This window comes from Roseobacter cerffii (assembly GCF_054226325.1).
In genome coordinates, this window is the sequence record NZ_CM135757.1 from 2619586 (window position 1) to 2635843 (window position 16258).

General features: G+C 63.0%; 18 protein-coding genes and 1 tRNA gene. 10 read left to right on the forward strand and 9 right to left on the reverse strand.

Annotated features, from left to right (window positions below; all coding sequences use genetic code 11):
* Window positions 1–4: 4 nt before the first annotated feature.
* The 8 genes from ACVC7O_RS12700 (at window position 5) to ACVC7O_RS12735 (ending at window position 6242) form a co-directional block, all read left to right on the forward strand.
* Window positions 5–778, forward strand: coding sequence for an alpha/beta fold hydrolase (locus ACVC7O_RS12700; protein ID WP_458322494.1), 774 nt, complete (start codon window positions 5–7; stop codon window positions 776–778).
* A gap of 177 nt (window positions 779–955) precedes the next feature.
* A complete protein-coding gene (rpmF, locus tag ACVC7O_RS12705; RefSeq protein WP_195820411.1) occupies window positions 956–1162 on the forward strand; it encodes a 50S ribosomal protein L32 in 207 nt (68 codons plus the stop codon).
* Between the two features lie 48 nt (window positions 1163–1210).
* Complete coding sequence (plsX, locus tag ACVC7O_RS12710) at window positions 1211–2284, forward strand: phosphate acyltransferase PlsX (protein WP_458322495.1); 1074 nt, start codon at window positions 1211–1213, stop codon at window positions 2282–2284.
* The gene (locus ACVC7O_RS12715; protein WP_458322496.1) at window positions 2281–3252 is read left to right on the forward strand and encodes a beta-ketoacyl-ACP synthase III; all 972 of its coding nucleotides are present in this window, start codon (window positions 2281–2283) and stop codon (window positions 3250–3252) included. Before plsX ends, ACVC7O_RS12715 begins: the two co-directional genes overlap by 4 nt.
* Before the next feature lie 98 nt (window positions 3253–3350).
* Complete coding sequence (gene ihfA / locus ACVC7O_RS12720; RefSeq protein ID WP_159979738.1) at window positions 3351–3653, forward strand: integration host factor subunit alpha; 303 nt, start codon at window positions 3351–3353, stop codon at window positions 3651–3653.
* Window positions 3654–3657: 4 nt separating this feature from the next.
* Window positions 3658–4971 (forward strand): MerR family transcriptional regulator, encoded by a 1314-nt coding sequence (locus ACVC7O_RS12725; RefSeq protein WP_458322497.1) that lies wholly within the window; start codon window positions 3658–3660, stop codon window positions 4969–4971.
* 56 nt (window positions 4972–5027) lie between these two features.
* A tRNA-Pro gene (locus ACVC7O_RS12730) sits at window positions 5028–5104 on the forward strand.
* Between the two features lie 61 nt (window positions 5105–5165).
* Entirely contained in the window at window positions 5166–6242 is a 1077-nt protein-coding gene (locus tag ACVC7O_RS12735) for a 2'-deoxycytidine 5'-triphosphate deaminase (protein WP_458322498.1), read from the forward strand.
* Between the two features lie 6 nt (window positions 6243–6248).
* Here the strand turns inward: ACVC7O_RS12735 and ACVC7O_RS12740 are convergent, their stop codons facing one another.
* From ACVC7O_RS12740 to ACVC7O_RS12770, 7 genes are all read right to left on the reverse strand, one after another.
* Entirely contained in the window at window positions 6249–6443 is a 195-nt protein-coding gene (locus ACVC7O_RS12740) for a hypothetical protein (protein ID WP_458322499.1), read from the reverse strand.
* Window positions 6444–6516: 73 nt separating this feature from the next.
* Window positions 6517–7122 (reverse strand): SMC-Scp complex subunit ScpB, encoded by a 606-nt coding sequence (scpB, locus tag ACVC7O_RS12745; RefSeq protein WP_458326089.1) that lies wholly within the window; start codon window positions 7120–7122, stop codon window positions 6517–6519.
* 50 nt (window positions 7123–7172) lie between these two features.
* A complete protein-coding gene (locus ACVC7O_RS12750) occupies window positions 7173–7964 on the reverse strand; it encodes a segregation and condensation protein A (protein ID WP_458322500.1) in 792 nt (263 codons plus the stop codon).
* A gap of 14 nt (window positions 7965–7978) precedes the next feature.
* A complete protein-coding gene (nagZ, locus tag ACVC7O_RS12755) occupies window positions 7979–8977 on the reverse strand; it encodes a beta-N-acetylhexosaminidase (RefSeq protein ID WP_458322501.1) in 999 nt (332 codons plus the stop codon).
* Window positions 8974–9963 carry an SPOR domain-containing protein gene (locus ACVC7O_RS12760; protein ID WP_458322502.1) on the reverse strand — a complete coding sequence of 330 codons (990 nt, stop codon included), beginning with the start codon at window positions 9961–9963 and terminating at the stop codon, window positions 8974–8976. The genes nagZ and ACVC7O_RS12760 overlap by 4 nt, the downstream gene beginning before the upstream one ends.
* A gap of 79 nt (window positions 9964–10042) precedes the next feature.
* Window positions 10043–11785 (reverse strand): arginine--tRNA ligase, encoded by a 1743-nt coding sequence (gene argS, locus ACVC7O_RS12765; protein ID WP_458322503.1) that lies wholly within the window; start codon window positions 11783–11785, stop codon window positions 10043–10045.
* Window positions 11786–11862: 77 nt separating this feature from the next.
* Window positions 11863–13005, reverse strand: a complete 1143-nt coding sequence (locus tag ACVC7O_RS12770; protein WP_458322504.1) for a deoxyguanosinetriphosphate triphosphohydrolase — start codon at window positions 13003–13005, stop codon at window positions 11863–11865.
* A gap of 79 nt (window positions 13006–13084) precedes the next feature.
* Between ACVC7O_RS12770 and ACVC7O_RS12775 the strand changes: the two genes are divergently transcribed.
* Window positions 13085–13408, forward strand: a complete 324-nt coding sequence (locus ACVC7O_RS12775; RefSeq protein ID WP_458322505.1) for a HesB/IscA family protein — start codon at window positions 13085–13087, stop codon at window positions 13406–13408.
* Window positions 13409–13440: 32 nt separating this feature from the next.
* Here ACVC7O_RS12775 and ACVC7O_RS12780 read toward each other — a convergent pair whose 3' ends face one another.
* Window positions 13441–14490 (reverse strand): DUF6902 family protein, encoded by a 1050-nt coding sequence (locus ACVC7O_RS12780; RefSeq protein ID WP_458322506.1) that lies wholly within the window; start codon window positions 14488–14490, stop codon window positions 13441–13443.
* Between the two features lie 92 nt (window positions 14491–14582).
* Window positions 14583–14864: a hypothetical protein gene (locus ACVC7O_RS12785; protein WP_458322507.1), complete on the reverse strand. Its 282-nt coding sequence runs from the start codon at window positions 14862–14864 to the stop codon at window positions 14583–14585.
* A 338-nt stretch (window positions 14865–15202) separates the two neighbouring features.
* Here ACVC7O_RS12785 and xth point away from each other — a divergent pair, with 338 nt between their 5' ends.
* Complete coding sequence (gene xth / locus ACVC7O_RS12790; protein ID WP_458322508.1) at window positions 15203–15985, forward strand: exodeoxyribonuclease III; 783 nt, start codon at window positions 15203–15205, stop codon at window positions 15983–15985.
* The last annotated feature ends 273 nt before the right edge of the window (window positions 15986–16258 follow it).

The window sequence follows — 16258 nt, forward strand, 5'->3', positions numbered from 1 at the left end:
GCCCGTGCTCCATGCCACCCTCAGCGGGCCGGAGGGCGCCCCGGTTGTCGCCTTCCTGCACGCCGTGGGGATCAGCAGCTGGATGTGGCGAGAGGTCGTCGCGAAACTGCCCGACCATCGCGCTCTGTTGATCGATCTGCCGGGTCATGGCCAAAGCCGCGATGTACCTTGGCGGTCTTTGGAAGAGACTGCCGATGAGGTGGCAGCCACTATCACGGCACAGGCGGACGGTGAGGAGGTTCACCTCGTGGCTTTGTCGCTCGGCTCTTACGTCGGCCTGCACCTTTGCCTGCGCCATCCGGAGCTGTGCCAGTCCGCACTGTTGAGCGGGATGCACCCCGGAGGGATGCCCAGGCGTGGCCTGATGAAGTTGATGTCCGCAATGATAGCGCCCCTAGCACCGCGCCCTTTCTTTGCCCGGCGCACGGCCCGGATGATGGGCGCAGGAACGGATGTGGAGGGCTTCGTCACGGCAGCGGGGCAAACACGCGCCTCGGCGTTCCGACGCGCGACAAATGACGTTGTGGACTTCGAGTGCCCACCTGAGCCCGCGGCGTCGCCAACGCGCCTCGCCTTCGTCGCCGGGGGACGCGAGCACGCGCTGATCCGCGACGGTCTTGCGCGGTTTCAGTCGCGCTTCAAAGGCAGCGTGTCGGCCATCGCGCCGGGCCTCGGGCACGGCTGGGCCGGAGAGGACCCGCAGCTCTTTGCGGACTTCATCACAGCGCATATCGCGGGTCGGTTGCCGAAGCTGGCCAACAGCGGCCAAAATCAGTGAAAAAACCGCTTGCACCGCGCCGCAATCACAGTATTTTGCGCCGCTCACCCAAATAGGGTTGGACAAGTGCGGGGCATGCGCCTAAACGCACGTCACACCCGCTAGATGGGACAGGAATAGAAACCCGGCCCCGCGCCCATCGCGCGCCCGGCCCCGAACGACAAAAGGCCCAAGACAATGGCTGTTCAACAGAACAAAGTCTCCAAATCGCGCCGCAACAATCGTCGCGCGCATGATTCTCTGGTTGCCGCAAACCCGAACGAATGCACCAACTGCGGTGAGCTGAAGCGCCCGCATCACGTCTGTGCCGCCTGTGGCCATTATGACGACAAGGAAGTCGTGGCACTCACAGAAGAGATTGATCTGGAAGACGACGCGGCCTAAACCTGTCCCCTAAACAATAAGGGCAGAAGGTTTGGGGGCAGTCGCACCATGACGGCGCAGACCGATCAGGCATCCGCAAAGGCACGACGCATCACCATTTCCGTAGATGCGATGGGTGGGGACGAAGGCCCCGCCGCCGTGATCGCGGGCTGTGACAGGTCAGCGCGCAAGAACCCCGAAATCCAATTCATCCTGCATGGGCCGGAAGCTGAGCTTTCCGGCCTTGTGGCCCGGAAGCGAGCGCTGAAAGGCCGTGTCGAAATCCGCGACGCCAGCGGTGTCGTGTCGATGGACGACAAACCCAGCCAGATCGTGCGCAACGGCAAAGAGACCTCCATGTGGTCCGCCATCGAAGCCGTGCGCGAGGGCACGGCGACGGTCGCGGTCTCCTGCGGCAACACCGGGGCGCTGATGGCGCTGTCGATGATCCGCCTGCGCAAGCTGCCCGGCGTGAACCGCCCCGCGATTGCCGTGCTTTATCCGTCGTCGAACCCGCAGGGCTTCAACGTGATGCTGGATGTGGGCGCCGATGTGAAGGCCGATGCGGATGACCTGCTGCGCTATGCGTTGATGGGCATGTCCTATGCGCGCAACGGGCTCGACCTGCCCCGCCCGCGCGTCGGCCTGCTGAATGTGGGCACCGAAGAGCACAAGGGCCGGACCGAGTTGAAAGAAGCCTACGAGTTGATTCGCGATCAACGTGATCTTGCAGGCTTCGAATTCGTGGGCTTCGTGGAAGGCGGCGACATTTCGGGCGACATCTGTGATGTGATCGTGACCGATGGGTTTACCGGCAACGTCGCAATCAAGACCGGCGAAGGCACCGCGAGCCTGATCGGCGACCGGCTGCGCGAGGCCTTCAAGTTCTCGCCCCTGTCGCGGCTGGCCTCGGTGCTCGCCTACACATCGCTGCGGCGGCTGAAGAAGAAGATCGATCCGCGCCGCGTGAACGGTGGCGTGTTCCTCGGGCTGAACGGCACGGTGGTAAAATCGCACGGCGCGGCGGATGCCACCGGTGTTTCTGCGGCCATCAAGCTTGCGGCACAGCTCGCCGATATTAAATTCACGGACAAGCTCGCAGCCCGGGTGGCCGGCCTGCCCGCAGAGGAGAGTGCATCATGACCCTGCGGTCCGTTGTCAAAGGTGTGGGCCACTATCTGCCCGAGCGGATCGTGCCGAATTCCGACTTCGAGGCCACGCTCGATACCAATGACGAGTGGATCCGTGCCCGCTCGGGCATCGAGCGCCGGCATTTTGCAGCCGAGGGTGAGACCACCTCCGCAATGGCAACCACCGCAGCGCGCGCGGCCCTGAAAGACGCAGGCCTCACGCCCTCGGACATCGACGCGATTGTCGTGGCCACCTCGACGGCCGATCTGACCTTCCCCTCCGCCGCCACAATGGTCCAGGCGGAACTGGGCATGGAGGGCGGCTTTGCCTTCGACGTGCAGGCGGTTTGCGCAGGCTTCATCTATGCCCTCAGCAACGCCAACGCGATGATCCTTTCTGGCCAGGCCAAACGCGTGATGGTCATCGGCGCCGAAACCTTCAGCCGCATCATGGACTGGACCGACCGTTCCACCTGCGTGCTCTTTGGCGATGGCGCGGGAGCGCTGGTGCTGGAGGCCCAGGAGGGTGCGGGCACGCCGGAGGACCGCGGCATCCTGTCGACCGATCTCAACTCGGACGGGCGGCATAAGGACCTGCTCTATGTCGACGGCGGTGTGTCGACCGGCACCACCGGGTATCTGCGCATGCAGGGCAACCAGGTCTTCCGCCACGCGGTGGAGAAGCTGGCTTCGACCGCGACCAAGGCGATGGAACGTGCGGATGTCACGCCACAGGATGTGGACTGGATCGTGCCGCATCAGGCCAATATCCGCATCATCCAGGGCACCGCCAAGAAGCTGGGCCTGCCGATGGAGAAGGTTGTCGTGACCGTACAGGACCACGGCAACACCTCGGCGGCATCGATTCCCCTCGCCCTGTCCGTGGGCCGCGACCGCGGCCAGATCCAGGACGGCGACCTGATCGTGACCGAAGCCATTGGCGGCGGGCTGGCCTGGGGCGCCGTGGTGCTGCGGTGGTAGCGCGGAAATTTCTGCTCAAACGCCACCTGCCAAGCCATTGATATTGACTCTGAAAATCCCCCTCCCCTATGGTTGCTGAAAACCACAGGGGGACACCAATGGCCGAAAAGACTTTGACTCGTATGGATTTAAGCGAGGCCGTGTTCCGCGAAGTGGGCCTGTCCCGCAATGAGAGCGCGCAGCTGGTTGAATCCGTCCTCGAACACTTGTCCGACGCGCTGGTGCGCGGGGAGCAGGTCAAGATTTCATCGTTTGGCACCTTCTCCGTCCGGGACAAATCAGCCCGCATTGGACGCAACCCGAAGACCGGGGAAGAGGTGCCGATCAACCCGCGCCGGGTGCTGACATTCCGCCCCTCGCACCTCATGAAAGACCGCGTGGCCGACGGGAACAAGTCCTGATCTGATGGCCAAATCCCCAGACGCTTTTCGCACGATCTCGGAGGTCGCCGACTGGTTAGGCGTGCAAGCACATGTGCTGCGCTTCTGGGAGAGTAAATTCAGTCAGGTCAAACCGATCAAACGCGCTGGTGGGCGGCGGTACTATCGCCCTGCTGACATGCTTTTATTGGGCGGTATCAAGAAGTTACTGCATGATGATGGGCTGACTATCAAGGGTGTCCAGAAGCTCTTGCGCGAGCACGGGATCAACCACGTGGCGGATCAGTCGCAGCCGCTGGATGACCTCACCATGGCGGTGATCGAGAGCGACGTGGCCAAGGAGGAAGCCGCCGCAGACGCGCCCGCAGAGCCGCCGGTGCCAGACGATACGCCTGCGCAGGGTGAAGTGGCGGATGCGCCTGCCGAGGCCGAGGCACCGGAGACGCCTCAGGAGATCGAGGCGCCGACACCTGAGGAGGAACCTGTCCCGGAAGTCGAACCGGTTGAGGTGGAGGCCGCGCCGGAAGCGGCGGAGACATCTGAGCCCGAGCTCGATCTTGAGTTGGCAGACCCTGATCCGGCGCCCACCGAGGATAGCCCTGCCCCTGAGATTGATGAGCCTGCATCGGAGGTGACGGAGGACGCATCTGCTGAAGATGCGCCCCCCGCCGATCTCGAAGACACGGGTCCAGAACCGGTTGACGTAGACGCCGCCTCTGAGATCGATGATCAGGCGGCGCCTGAGGACGACCAGATCGCAGAGGATGAGGTTGCTCCCGCGCCAATGCTTCACCCTGACGAAGACGTGCCGGAGCCCACAGAGGCCGCGCCGCCGCAAGTCGCGGGTGCGGCAGAGCCGCCTGTCGATGAAGATGTCGCGGAGATCGTGCAAGACGAGGCGCCCGACCCGGTCGATGCAGCTGCACCCGATGAAGAAGACATGCCCACCGCTGAGGCGTCCGAACCAGAGGACAGCGCGGAGGCCGAACCGACGAGCGCATTGCCAAGCTTCATCCGCCGACCTCTGGTGGAACCCGCCGCGCCAGAGCCCGAAGAGGAAGACACCGCGCAGGACGCGGCAGATGCTTCAGGTGACGCAGCCGAGATGGCCGACCTCAGACCGGCGGAGCCGTCACCGGATGCAAAACCGCGGGTGATCGACATCGGGCCTCTGCCCGACGAAGCGGATATGCCCGCCGCGCCCGCCGCGCTTTCCGCCTTGATCGGGACCAGGTCGCTCGGCGCCGAGCAACAGGACGCGGCCAAGCCTCTCTTGGCGCAGTTGGTGCGTTTGCGGGCCAGCATGGCCAACCCGCGCAAAGACGCTCCCAAAGACTGACAGATGCCAATTCGCTCTTGCCTCGGCCTCCAGATCGGGTATGAAGCCCCTCATGTCGGGCTATGGCGCAGCCTGGTAGCGCGTCCGTCTGGGGGACGGAAGGTCGCAGGTTCGAGTCCTGCTAGCCCGACCATCCGACATATGACAAGTGCCCGTGCCCCGGCGCGGGCCTTTGCATTTCAGGGAGCCATCTGATGAGCGGCGTGCTGCCCAATCAACTGATCAGCCAGATGATCGCGGACAGCCAGATCGCCGCCACGCGTGAGATCAGCGCCGCACAGATCCAACCCGCCAGTTTGGATCTACGTTTGGGAACAACAGCTTACCGGGTGCGCGCGTCCTTCCTCGCCGGTCAGGGGGAGCGTGTGCTCGACCGGCTCGAAGAGTTCGAGATGCACCGGGTGGACCTCACCGATGGCGCTGTCTTGGAGAAGGGCTGTGTCTATGTGGTGCCCTTGATGGAGTCACTTGCCCTGCCCGACAGCGTGCAGGCGGTGGCGAATGCCAAGAGCTCCACCGGTCGGCTCGATCTGCTCACGCGGACGATCACCGACGGCGGCACCGAGTTCGACCGCGTCGCGCCCGGCTATTGCGGGCCGCTTTATGCGGAGATCTGCCCGCGGTCGTTTTCCGTGCTGGTGCGTCCGGGGATGCGGCTGAACCAGATCCGGTTCGGGGATGGCGAGGCCGTGCTGGATGATGCCGCCCTGCGCGCCCTGCACGCAGAGACCCCGCTGGTTGATGGCGAGGCCGTGATCGACGACGGGTTGGGCTTCTCTGTCGATCTGCGCCTGCCCGACACGACGCTGGTCGGCTACCGCGCCAAGCCGCATACCGGCGTGATCGATCTGGATCTCATCGACCACTACGACCCGCGCGCCTATTGGGAAGAGGTGCACAGCGACAACGGGCAGATCATCCTGGACCCCGGCGCCTTCTACATTCTCGTCAGCCGCGAGGCGGTCACTATCCCGCCTGAGTATGCCGCCGAAATGGCGCCGTTTCTGGCGATGGTCGGCGAGTTTCGCGTGCACTACGCCGGGTTTTTCGACCCAGGCTTTGGCCATGACGCTGCAGGCGGCGCGGGCTCACGCGGTGTGCTGGAAGTGCGCTGCCACGAGGCACCTTTCGTGCTAGAGCATGGGCAGGTCGTCGGCCGTCTGATCTACGAGCGCATGGCCGAGGTGCCGACGCAGCTCTATGGTGCTGGTATCGCGTCAAACTACCAGGGTCAGGGCCTGAAGCTGTCGAAACACTTCCGGGCGGCGTAGGCGCGCTTACATCCGGGTCGTGCGGCGCATCATCTTGGCCGCCTGTTTGATCTGTTGTTTGCTCTGCGGCGACTGCTCCGGTGTCTCGGCGCCACCTTTGGCCTTGTTCATCGACGCGGCCTTCTTGAAGCCCGCATCAATCCCCTTGTTGACCAGCCGCCGGGTGATCTGGCGCAGGATCATGCTGATTAATCTGTCCATCTCGCTGCCTCTTCGCGCGTTGCCTAATGCTCAATATAGCGCAGATTGCGGCTTTTTTCAGGAGGATCGCACTTTAGTCCTCGAAAAGCTCGCTTTGCCCTTCGGTGCTTTCCTCTTCCGGCTCCTCCTCGGGGCCTGGCAATCCGGCGCCCGGCGGGGGGCGGTTTTCCAGCAGACCCGCCGCGCGCAGCTCCTTCAGACCCGGCAAATCGCGCGCGTTTTCCAGCCCAAAATGATCGAGGAACCCTTGCGTGACCACGAAGGTCACAGGCCGCCCCGGCGTCATCTTGCGACGCCCAAAGCGGATCCATTCCATTTCCAGCAGTTGATCAACGGTCCCGCGGCTGACCGACACGCCCCGGATTTCCTCGATTTCGGCGCGGGTGACCGGTTGGTGATAAGCGATGATCGCCAAGGTCTCGATCGCCGCGCGGCTGAGTTTGCGCGTCTCGACTGTCTCGCGCTGCATCAGGAACCCAAGGTCCGGCGCTGTGCGCATCGCCCAAGCATCGCCGATCTTGCAGAGGTTGACCCCACGCCCCTCGTAGCGTTTGCGCAAATGCACAAGGGCTTCCGCCGGGTCGGAGCCATGCGGCATCCGCGCGGCAAGCTCGCGCAGGGTGATCGGCTCGGCGGTGGCAAAGAGGATGGCCTCGACCATACGCTCCTGTTCGCCCATGGGCGGGGCCTCGAACAGGCTCTCCTCCGGTTCGGGCGCTTGGTCGTCACTCACGAAGGCGTGTCCTTTTTTCGCAGCTGGATCGGCGCGAAGGTCTCTGATTGCCGGATCTCCAGATGGCCCTCTTTAACAAGCTCGAGCGAGGCCGCAAAGGTCGCCGCGGTGGCCGAGCGGCGGCGCACCGGGTCGATCTCCCAGCCTTCGGGCAAATAGCTCGAGATATCCGTCCAATCACCCGCAAAACCGATGAGCCCGCGCATTCGGTCGAGCGCCTGTTCCATGGTGAACACCGCGTCGCGGTCCATGACGAAGGGGCGGAAGTCGTCGCGGGTGCGGATACGGGCATAGCCCTGCATCAGGTCGAGCAGCGTCGCGGTGTATTCGATCTTGCGCGTGCGAGTGACCTCATGGGTCTGACCGCGGGCGAAGAAGTCACGGCCCAGCCGGTCACGTCCCATGAGCCGTGCTGCGGCGTCGCGCATCGCCTGCAGGCGTTCGAGCTGGAAGGCGAGATGCGCGGCCAGTTCCTCGCCGGACGGCCCCTCTTCGGTTGGGTCGGGTGGGAGCAGCAGACGGGATTTGAGGAAAGCCAGCCAGGCGGCCATGACCAGGTAGTCAGCGGCCAGTTCCAGCCGCAGCGCCTTGGCGCGTTCGACAAAGGCGAGGTATTGCTGCGCCAGCGCCAGCACCGAGATCTTGCGCAGATCGACCTTCTGGGTCCGGCTGAGCGTCAGCAAGAGATCAAGCGGGCCTTCGAACCCATCGACATCGACAATCAGCGCCTCGGCGGCCAGCCGCTCGGTCACCGATATCGTGTCTTCCTCAAAGGGTGTTTCAGCCATGCCTCACAACGATCTCACGCCCCGCTTACCAGCGTCTCAAGCTGCGCGCGCGCGGCGTCAATGTCAATATCGTCGGGCGGTTTGCGGAAGCTCAACGCCCGCTCTGCGCGGACCTGCGCAGCCTCGCTCATCTCGCCTGCGGCCTCGGCCACGCGTCTACGCTCATCCAGCGGTGCGTTGCAGTGCAAGACCACGTCGCACCCCGCTGCGAGCGCGCCGGTGGTGATCTCTTCGATGGTGCCGCTGAGCGCTTTCATGCTGGCGTCGTCGGTCATGATCAGATTGTCGAAGCCGATATCCTCGCGAATGACCTGCATGACCTTCGGCGAGAGGGTCGCGGGCCGCGTGTCATAGGCGTCATAGACCAGATGGGCCGTCATCCCCATGGGCAGGTCCGCCAGCGCTTTGAAGGGAGCAAAGTCCTCGGCCATCAGGGTGGCTGCATCTGCATCGACCTGTGGCAGGTCGAAATGGCTGTCGAGCGTGGCGCGGCCATGCCCCGGGATGTGTTTGAGCACCGGCAGCACGCCTCCTGCGAGGAGCCCGGATGCCGTGGCGCGGCCAAGACGCGCCACCGCATCCGGGCTGGTCCCATAGCAGCGGTTGCGCAGGAAGTCATGCGTTGCAGGCCCCGCCAGATCGACCATCGGCGCGCAATTGCTGTCGATCCCCAAATCCCGGAGTTCTGCCGCGATCAGGCGGTAGCGCAGGTACATCGCCTGCTCAGCCTGATCTCCTGCCGCAGCCACAAAGTCCAGTGGCGGCGTCCATTCGGTCCAGGTCGGACCGCGCAGGCGTTGCACCCGCCCGCCCTCCTGGTCAATGGTGATCGGCGCCTCGCGCCCAACGGCATCCCGCATCTGGTCGCAGAGGCGGCGCACCTGATCCGGCGTGTCGATGTTGCGGGCAAAGAGGATGAAGCCAAAGGGGTTCGCCTCCTTGAAAAACGCAACCTCATCGGCCGTCAGCGCCAGCCCCTCGGCGTCGAGGATGGTGGCGCCAAATCGGCTCACTTCGCGGCCACCGGGATGCAATCCACCCCTTCGGCCTTGAAGGCCGAGCAGAAACGCCGCGCATCGGCGATATCAACAAACCCCATGGCCCGGAGGCGATAGAAGGTCCGCCCACCGGATTCCGCGCGCTGCACGACACGCGACTTATTCTGCATGTACTCGCCGAACCGGCCCTCGAGACGTGCCCATTCGCTGCGCGCCACGTCAGCACTGTCAAAAGCGCCGAGCTGCGCCAACCGCGTGCCGGAGGGGATCCCTGCGGCATCGACCTCGGCTGTAGGTGTTTCAGAGACAAAGGCCGCAGGCTGGAGCCGGGCGGCGGTTTGAGGCCGCAGTTGCGGGCGCTTGACCGTTTTGGCGACCGGCGACGCAACCTCGTCTTCCGTTTGCACAGGCGCGGTCTCGGATGCCGTGGTCTCCTCGTCATCAAGGGCGCCAAGCGGCGTCACCCCGGCGGTGAGCTCTGCTACGACCGCATCAATGGCGCCGGCCTGCAGGTTCTCGGCCACAGTGTTCTCCACCCGGGCAGGAATGCGTTTGGCACCCCCGATGCTCTCCGCTGCGGGCGCCAGCGGTGCGGGTTGCTCCACCGGCGCGACGGTCTCTGCCGTGATCGGCTGGTCTTCTTCGGCCAGATCGGTGTCGCGCGGCGCGAGGATCACCTGATCGACAGGGCCCGCTGCACTGCCGTCAGCAGCAACCGCGTTCACCGAAAGCCCCTGGTGGCGTGCAAGCTGGCCGCCGGGGTCATCGGGTCGCACCCGCATCTCGCCCTCTGCCGCCCGGACGACTGGGATACCGGAAACATCCCGCACCATCAGCTTGTAGCCCCACACACCAATCCCCGCGATCAGCGCAAGGGAGACCACCGCGCCTGCTACATTCGTCATCATGACCAGTGAGTTGGGTGTGGGCTCGTCCGCTTGTCTGGGCGCAGGCTCACGCCCGTACGCCCCCATGCCATGGGAGAATTCGATATCCGCCATCATCGCCTCGCTGCCGACAGGATGCGTGCCCCGCCGGTCTCTCGTTCGATTTGCCTGCTCTGGCGGAGGCCGCGATTTGCTACCGCATTTCCTGCGCCGGTGTGACGCCAAGAATACCAAGACCCGCTGCAATTACAACGCTCGTGGCCCGCGCGAGGGCGATTTTCGCCGCTGTGACTTTTGGGTCATCCTGCACGAAACGCAAGGACGGGACATCGTTGCCCTTGTTCCACAACGCATGAAAGGTGCCGGCGAGCTCGTAGAGGTAGAACGCCACCCGGTGCGGTTCGTTGCTGCGCGCCGCGGTCTCCACCAGCCGCGGCCATTCGGCGAGCTTGGCGGCGAGACCCAACTCGGCCTCGTGATCCAGCAGGCTGAGATCAGCCGCCTGCAAGGTGGCGTCATCGACGGGCGCGCCAGCTTCGGTCGCCTTGCGCAGCACCGAAGCCACCCGCGCATGAGCGTATTGCACGTAGAACACAGGGTTTTCGCGGCTCTGCTCCATCACCTTGTCGAAATCGAAGTCGAGCATCGCGTCGTTCTTGCGGGTGAGCATCACAAAACGGGTCACATCGGGCCCAACCTGGTCGACCACATCGCGCAGGGTCACGAACGTCCCCGCCCGTTTGGACATCTTGAAGGGCTCGCCGTTCTTGAAGAGCTTCACGAGCTGGCAAAGCTTGATATCGAGCGGCACATCGCCGTCGCTGAGCGCCGAAACCGCCGCCTTCATCCGCTTCACATAGCCGCCGTGGTCCGCGCCAAAGACGTCGATCAGCGCGTCATACCCCCGGCTCACCTTGTCGTAGTGATATGCGATATCGGGCGCGAAATAGGTCCAGGACCCGTCGGATTTCTTGACGGGGCGGTCCACATCGTCACCGTGTTCGGTGGATTTGAACAGCGTCTGTTCACGCGGCTCCCAATCCTCGGGCTTCTTGCCTTTCGGTGGCTCGAGAACGCCTTCGTAGATCAGGCCCTTGCCCCGCAGATCGTCGATGGCGGCCTCGATCCGGCCCGTGCCATAAAGCGATTTCTCGGAGTAGAAGACATCCATCTCGACCCCAAGCGCTTTGAGGTCGGCGCGAATGAGGTTCATCATCGCCTCGGTCGCGAACTCCCGCACCTCGGCCAACCAGAATTGCTCGCCCGTGTCGAGATAAGCGTCACCAACCTTCTCCTTGAGCGCTTGCCCGACGGCGATCAGATAGTCGCCGGGATAGGTGCCATCCGGGAAGGCGACATCCTGCCCGTGCGCCTCAAGGTACCGCAGGTACACCGACCGGGCGAGCACATCGACCTGTGCGCCGCCATCATTGATGTAATACTCGCGGGTCACGTCATACCCTGCGAACTCGAGCAGCGCGGCCAGCGCATCGCCGAACACAGCGCCGCGCGTATGGCCCACATGCAGCGGACCGGTGGGGTTGGCCGAGACATATTCGACGTTGATCCGCTTGCCCTGCCCCAGCGTTCCGCGTCCGAAACCGGTGCCATCCGCAAGAATGCCGCCGATGATGTTTTGCCAGACGGCAGGCGCCAGCCGCAGGTTCAGAAAGCCCGGCCCCGCGACATCGGCGCTGACGATCCGGTCATCCGTGATCAACCGCTGCGCCAGAGCCTCGGCGATGTCCCGCGGTTTCTGGCCTGCCGGTTTGGCCAGCACCATCGCTGCGTTGGTCGCCATATCCCCATGCGCTGCATCCCGCGGCGGCTCGACCGTGACGTTGGTGACAGAGAGCCCCTCGGGCAGCTGCCCGCCCGCGACCATGGCCTGCAAACAGTCCAGTACAAGCGCGCGGATATCGGCAAAAAGGTTCATCGGGTCGGGTCCTTCGGCAGAGATTGGCGCGGTGTATCATGCCCAAGCGGCGGGTCAACAGCATGTGCTACGTGGCTTCAGCCCGCGCCGACCAGCCGCTCGTGCTCCTGCAGGGCAAAGCGGTCGGTCATACCCGCGATGTAATCGGACACGATCCGGGCCAGCCCCACCTCGCCGTCGACCTCTTCCACATCCTTGCGCCATTGCTTAGGCAGTTGATCGGGGTGCGCCATGAAGTACGGAAAGAGGTCGTCGACCACCTGCGTGACCTGTGCGCGCATCTCCACGACGCTGGGGGCGCGATACATGCGATCAAAGAGGAAAGCGCGGATCACCTTGAGATCGGCAAAGACCGGATCGGAGAAGCGGATGATGGCCTGGCCAGCGGCGCGGATGTCATCGACCGACTGCGGCTGGATTTGATCAAGACGCGCCTGCGCAAAGCCAATGACATCCTCAACCAGCACACCAAAAAACCGACGCAGCGCCTCGTGCCGCCGCCGATAGTAGTTCAGTCCGGGATAGAGCTCGTCCACCGCGCCAAAGCAGCCGTCCAAGATCGGCAACTCGGCCAGCTCATCGGTCGAGAAGAGTTCTGCCCGCAGCCCGTCGTGCAGATCATGGTGGTTGTAGGCGACATCGTCGGAAATGGCCGCAACCTGCGCCTCTGCACTGGCAAATGTGTGCAGCTCCAGATCCAACTGATCGGTGCAGGCCTGCAGTGCCCAAGGGATCTCGCCCGTCACGGGGCCATTGTGCTTCGCCAGCCCTTCCAGCGTCTCCCACGTCAAGTTTAACCCGTCGAAATCCGCATAGTGCCGCTCCAGATGGGTCACGATACGGATCGCCTGGGCGTTGTGATCGAACCCGCCATAGGGTTCCATCAGTGCTGAGAGTGCATCCTCACCCGTATGACCAAAGGGCGTGTGGCCCAGGTCATGCGCAAGCGCCACCGCCTCGGTCAACTCCGCATTCAGCCCCAAGGCACCCGAGATCGTACGTGCCACCTGCGCCACCTCGATCGAATGCGTGAGCCGGGTGCGGTAGTAATCGCCCTCATGCTCGATGAAGACCTGCGTCTTGTGTTTGAGCCTGCGAAAGGCGCTGGCATGGATGATGCGGTCCCGGTCTCGCTGGAAGCATGACCGGAAGGTGCTTTCCTCCTCCTGCACGCGCCGTCCCCTGGCTTGCGCGGGATCAGAGGCGTAAATCGCCATCATGGCTGGTCCTTGTCGCCTGTCCTGAGAGTTTCTATATTGCAGGCGAGTGCTTAATGAAACCGCTTGCCGGAGCCCGCAAATGCAACTCCCACCCAAAGTCACGCCCCGTGCTTTTGACAGATTGGCCGAGATTGGTGCCGCCACCGATGGTAAGGCCCTGCGCGTGGCGGTCGAGGGCGGCGGCTGCTCGGGGTTTCAGTATGAGATCGCCCTGGACGAACCCCGCGATGATGACCTCGTGCTCGAAGGCGCGGGTCAGAAAGTGGTGGTCGATTCGATCTCTTTGCCGTTTCTCGGAGGGGCGACCATCGATTTCTCCGAAGAGTTGATCGGCGCGCGTTTCATCATCGACAACCCCAATGCGTCCAGTTCTTGCGGTTGCGGAACGTCATTCTCGATGTAAATCAACGTCACGCTGCAGTACTCTGTTTTTAATCAGATATCCGCGCGTGAAAATCCTTCGAAAAACGCACCGAACCGGTCCGAAGACTGCTCGGCACCGCTGAGAATGTCCTCGCCATCGACGCCAATCGCGTCCGACATTGCCTGACGCATTTGGCTCCAGTCGCTGCTGCGCGCCGGTCCCAGATGGAACATGCACTCCGACATCGCGCGCAGCGGACTTTTCCGCGCAGTGTGGCGGGTGATGTGCAGACCTGAGGCCCGCGGCATGCCCGGAAAGCTCGGCCGATCGGCAAAGAGTGCCCACCAGCTGGTCACCAGATATTCATGGTAAGCGTCGGAATGGCCCGCACCCTTGTCACTCAGCGTGAAGCCGCACATTTGACCGGCGATCCAATCTTCCCAGATCCGGCTTGGCCGCTGGCCGGCAAATCGCATGGCCACACAGGTTTCCGCCAGCAAATCGACATCCTGATCGAGATAGGCGAGCAAACCCGCGAACTCGAGACTGACAATTGCGGCCTCATCGACCTGCGGGTCTTTCACCCCGTAATCGGAGAGGTAAAAAATGATATGGGTGAGTTCATAGGCCGCCTTTTTGTTCGGCAGCGCAAAGGTGTCCGAACGGTTGATGAACCTGCGCAACCGGGCGCGAAGTTGGATGTCTTCGATCCTGGCCCCGCGGCGGTTCAGCAGTCGCTGCGCTTCGGCACGCTGCAAATCGGAGAGCTCTGCCTGCTCCAGGCCAGCCTTGGCAACCCAATGGCACAACGCCGTTCCTTTGGTTTTGCCGATACCGAGGTCTTCCAGATCAAGGCAGATCGAGAGCAGAAAGCGATAGTATTGCGGGAAAAACCGCAGGCGCTCCTCGAGCCCGTCATAAATCCGGCGATAGGGCTCCAGCGCATTGTCTGACAGCATCGCACCGCTGCTGGCCAGCACATTCAGAACTTCGGCGTTCTCTTTCAGCCAGAACACATCGTCGGGTTTGCGCCGGTTGCAGGCGAAGTTTCCGATCAACAGCGCCTGGCGGTCGGCCAGAGACGGTCTGCGCGGCAAGCCCAAAGAGACGACGTTAGACATGGGGGTTCTTCCTTTGTCCTAAGGGTCTGCCGCGCATTGCGTCTGGCCCGGACCGCGCGGGGTGAGCGCGGCACCAGGCCAAATCGCGTGAGTTACATGGAGGTCGTGAAAAGACCGGTTGCATCGCCCGAGAACGCGTCGCGGCCAGCCACCATGCTGGTGGTGAACTGGCCCGTCTCGGCACCTGAGAGCGTGTCGGCTTCGGGGGTCATCGAGGTGGTAAACAACCCGGTTGCCTCGCCGCTCATCATGTCGGTTCCCGCCGGTCCCATGCTTGTGGTGAACAGATCTGTCCCCTTCCCGCAGTGCAGGTCTGTGTCACTCTCAAACGTGTCTTCAAAGGCAGGTGTCTTCAGTAAAGCGTTCGTCTTCATCGCATATCCCTTTCAAATGAAGTTTTCGCCCGGCAACGCTTGCCCGTTTAAGGCGAGTTTCCAAGATTTTTTCGCGTTAAGAATGTGTTAACACTTGGTTATCCACACGAAAGTCCCGGCCTAGGCGTCGGCAGACGCTTGAAAGTTGCTGCGGACAAATTGGTTAATTTTTTTTTATCCACAGTGGATAACTCTGGGGATATTAATGCATTAGGCCGCGTATGGATTAACCGTTAACGAGAATCACTCACCCTGTGGTTGCCGAACTTGGCCCGCGGCCCTTGCCCTTGCTCGTGGGCTGGGTGATAGCTGGGCTGTAGCGGCGAGGAGCGCATTGAATGAAAATCGCGACGTTCAACATCAACGGTATCAAGGCGCGTATTGCAGCGCTGCCCGACTGGCTGGATGAGGCACAACCGGATGTGGTGCTGTTGCAGGAGATCAAGTCGGTTGATGAGGCGTTTCCGACCGAGCTCTTTGAAGAGCGCGGCTACAACGTCGAAACGCATGGGCAGAAGAGCTTCAACGGCGTGGCGATCCTGTCAAAATTGCCGCTGGAGGATGTGACCCGCGGCCTGCCGGGCGATGATGCTGACGAGCAGGCGCGCTACATCGAAGCCACCGTCGTCGGAGACCACCATGCCTTGCGGATTTGCGGGCTCTACCTGCCCAACGGCAACCCGGCCCCGGGGCCCAAGTACGACTACAAGCTGGCCTGGATGGAGCGGTTGCAGGCCCGGGCGGAGACCTTACTCGCTGAAGAAACACCATTTTTGATGGCTGGCGACTATAACATCATCCCGCAAGCGGAGGATGCCGCAACTCCGGACAGTTGGCGCGAGGATGCCCTCTTCCGGCTGGAGAGCCGCACGGCCTTTCGCCAGTTGATCAACCTCGGCCTCACGGACGCCTTCCGCGCGCGCACCCAAGGCCCGGGGCACTACAGTTTCTGGGACTACCAGGCCGGTGCATGGAACCGCAACCTGGGCATTCGCATCGACCATCTGCTGCTCTGCCCGCAGGCGGCTGACATGCTGCAGGACTGCGCCATCGACAAGGATGTGCGCGGGCGCGACAAACCCTCGGATCACGTGCCGGTCTGGGTCGATCTCGCGGCATAGCGGACCATCCCCGTCAAGCGCAAAACAGGCCTCCCTGCCGAGCAGCTTGCGAAGCCACAGCCCCGCTCTGATCGGTAAAACCCAACGTCGGTATCACGTCGGTGTAACGTCGGTATTCTGTCGGTGCAGAGGTCGGTTTCTCACGAACCAGGGGCCAGTCGCCCCATATCTTAACAAAAGATGACACAACCGTACGTTGCTTCGAATGGTTAACGGGCCGCCCGCAAGACGGCCCGTTTCTTCAGAGCGCATTAACCACGATTGCGGTGACCG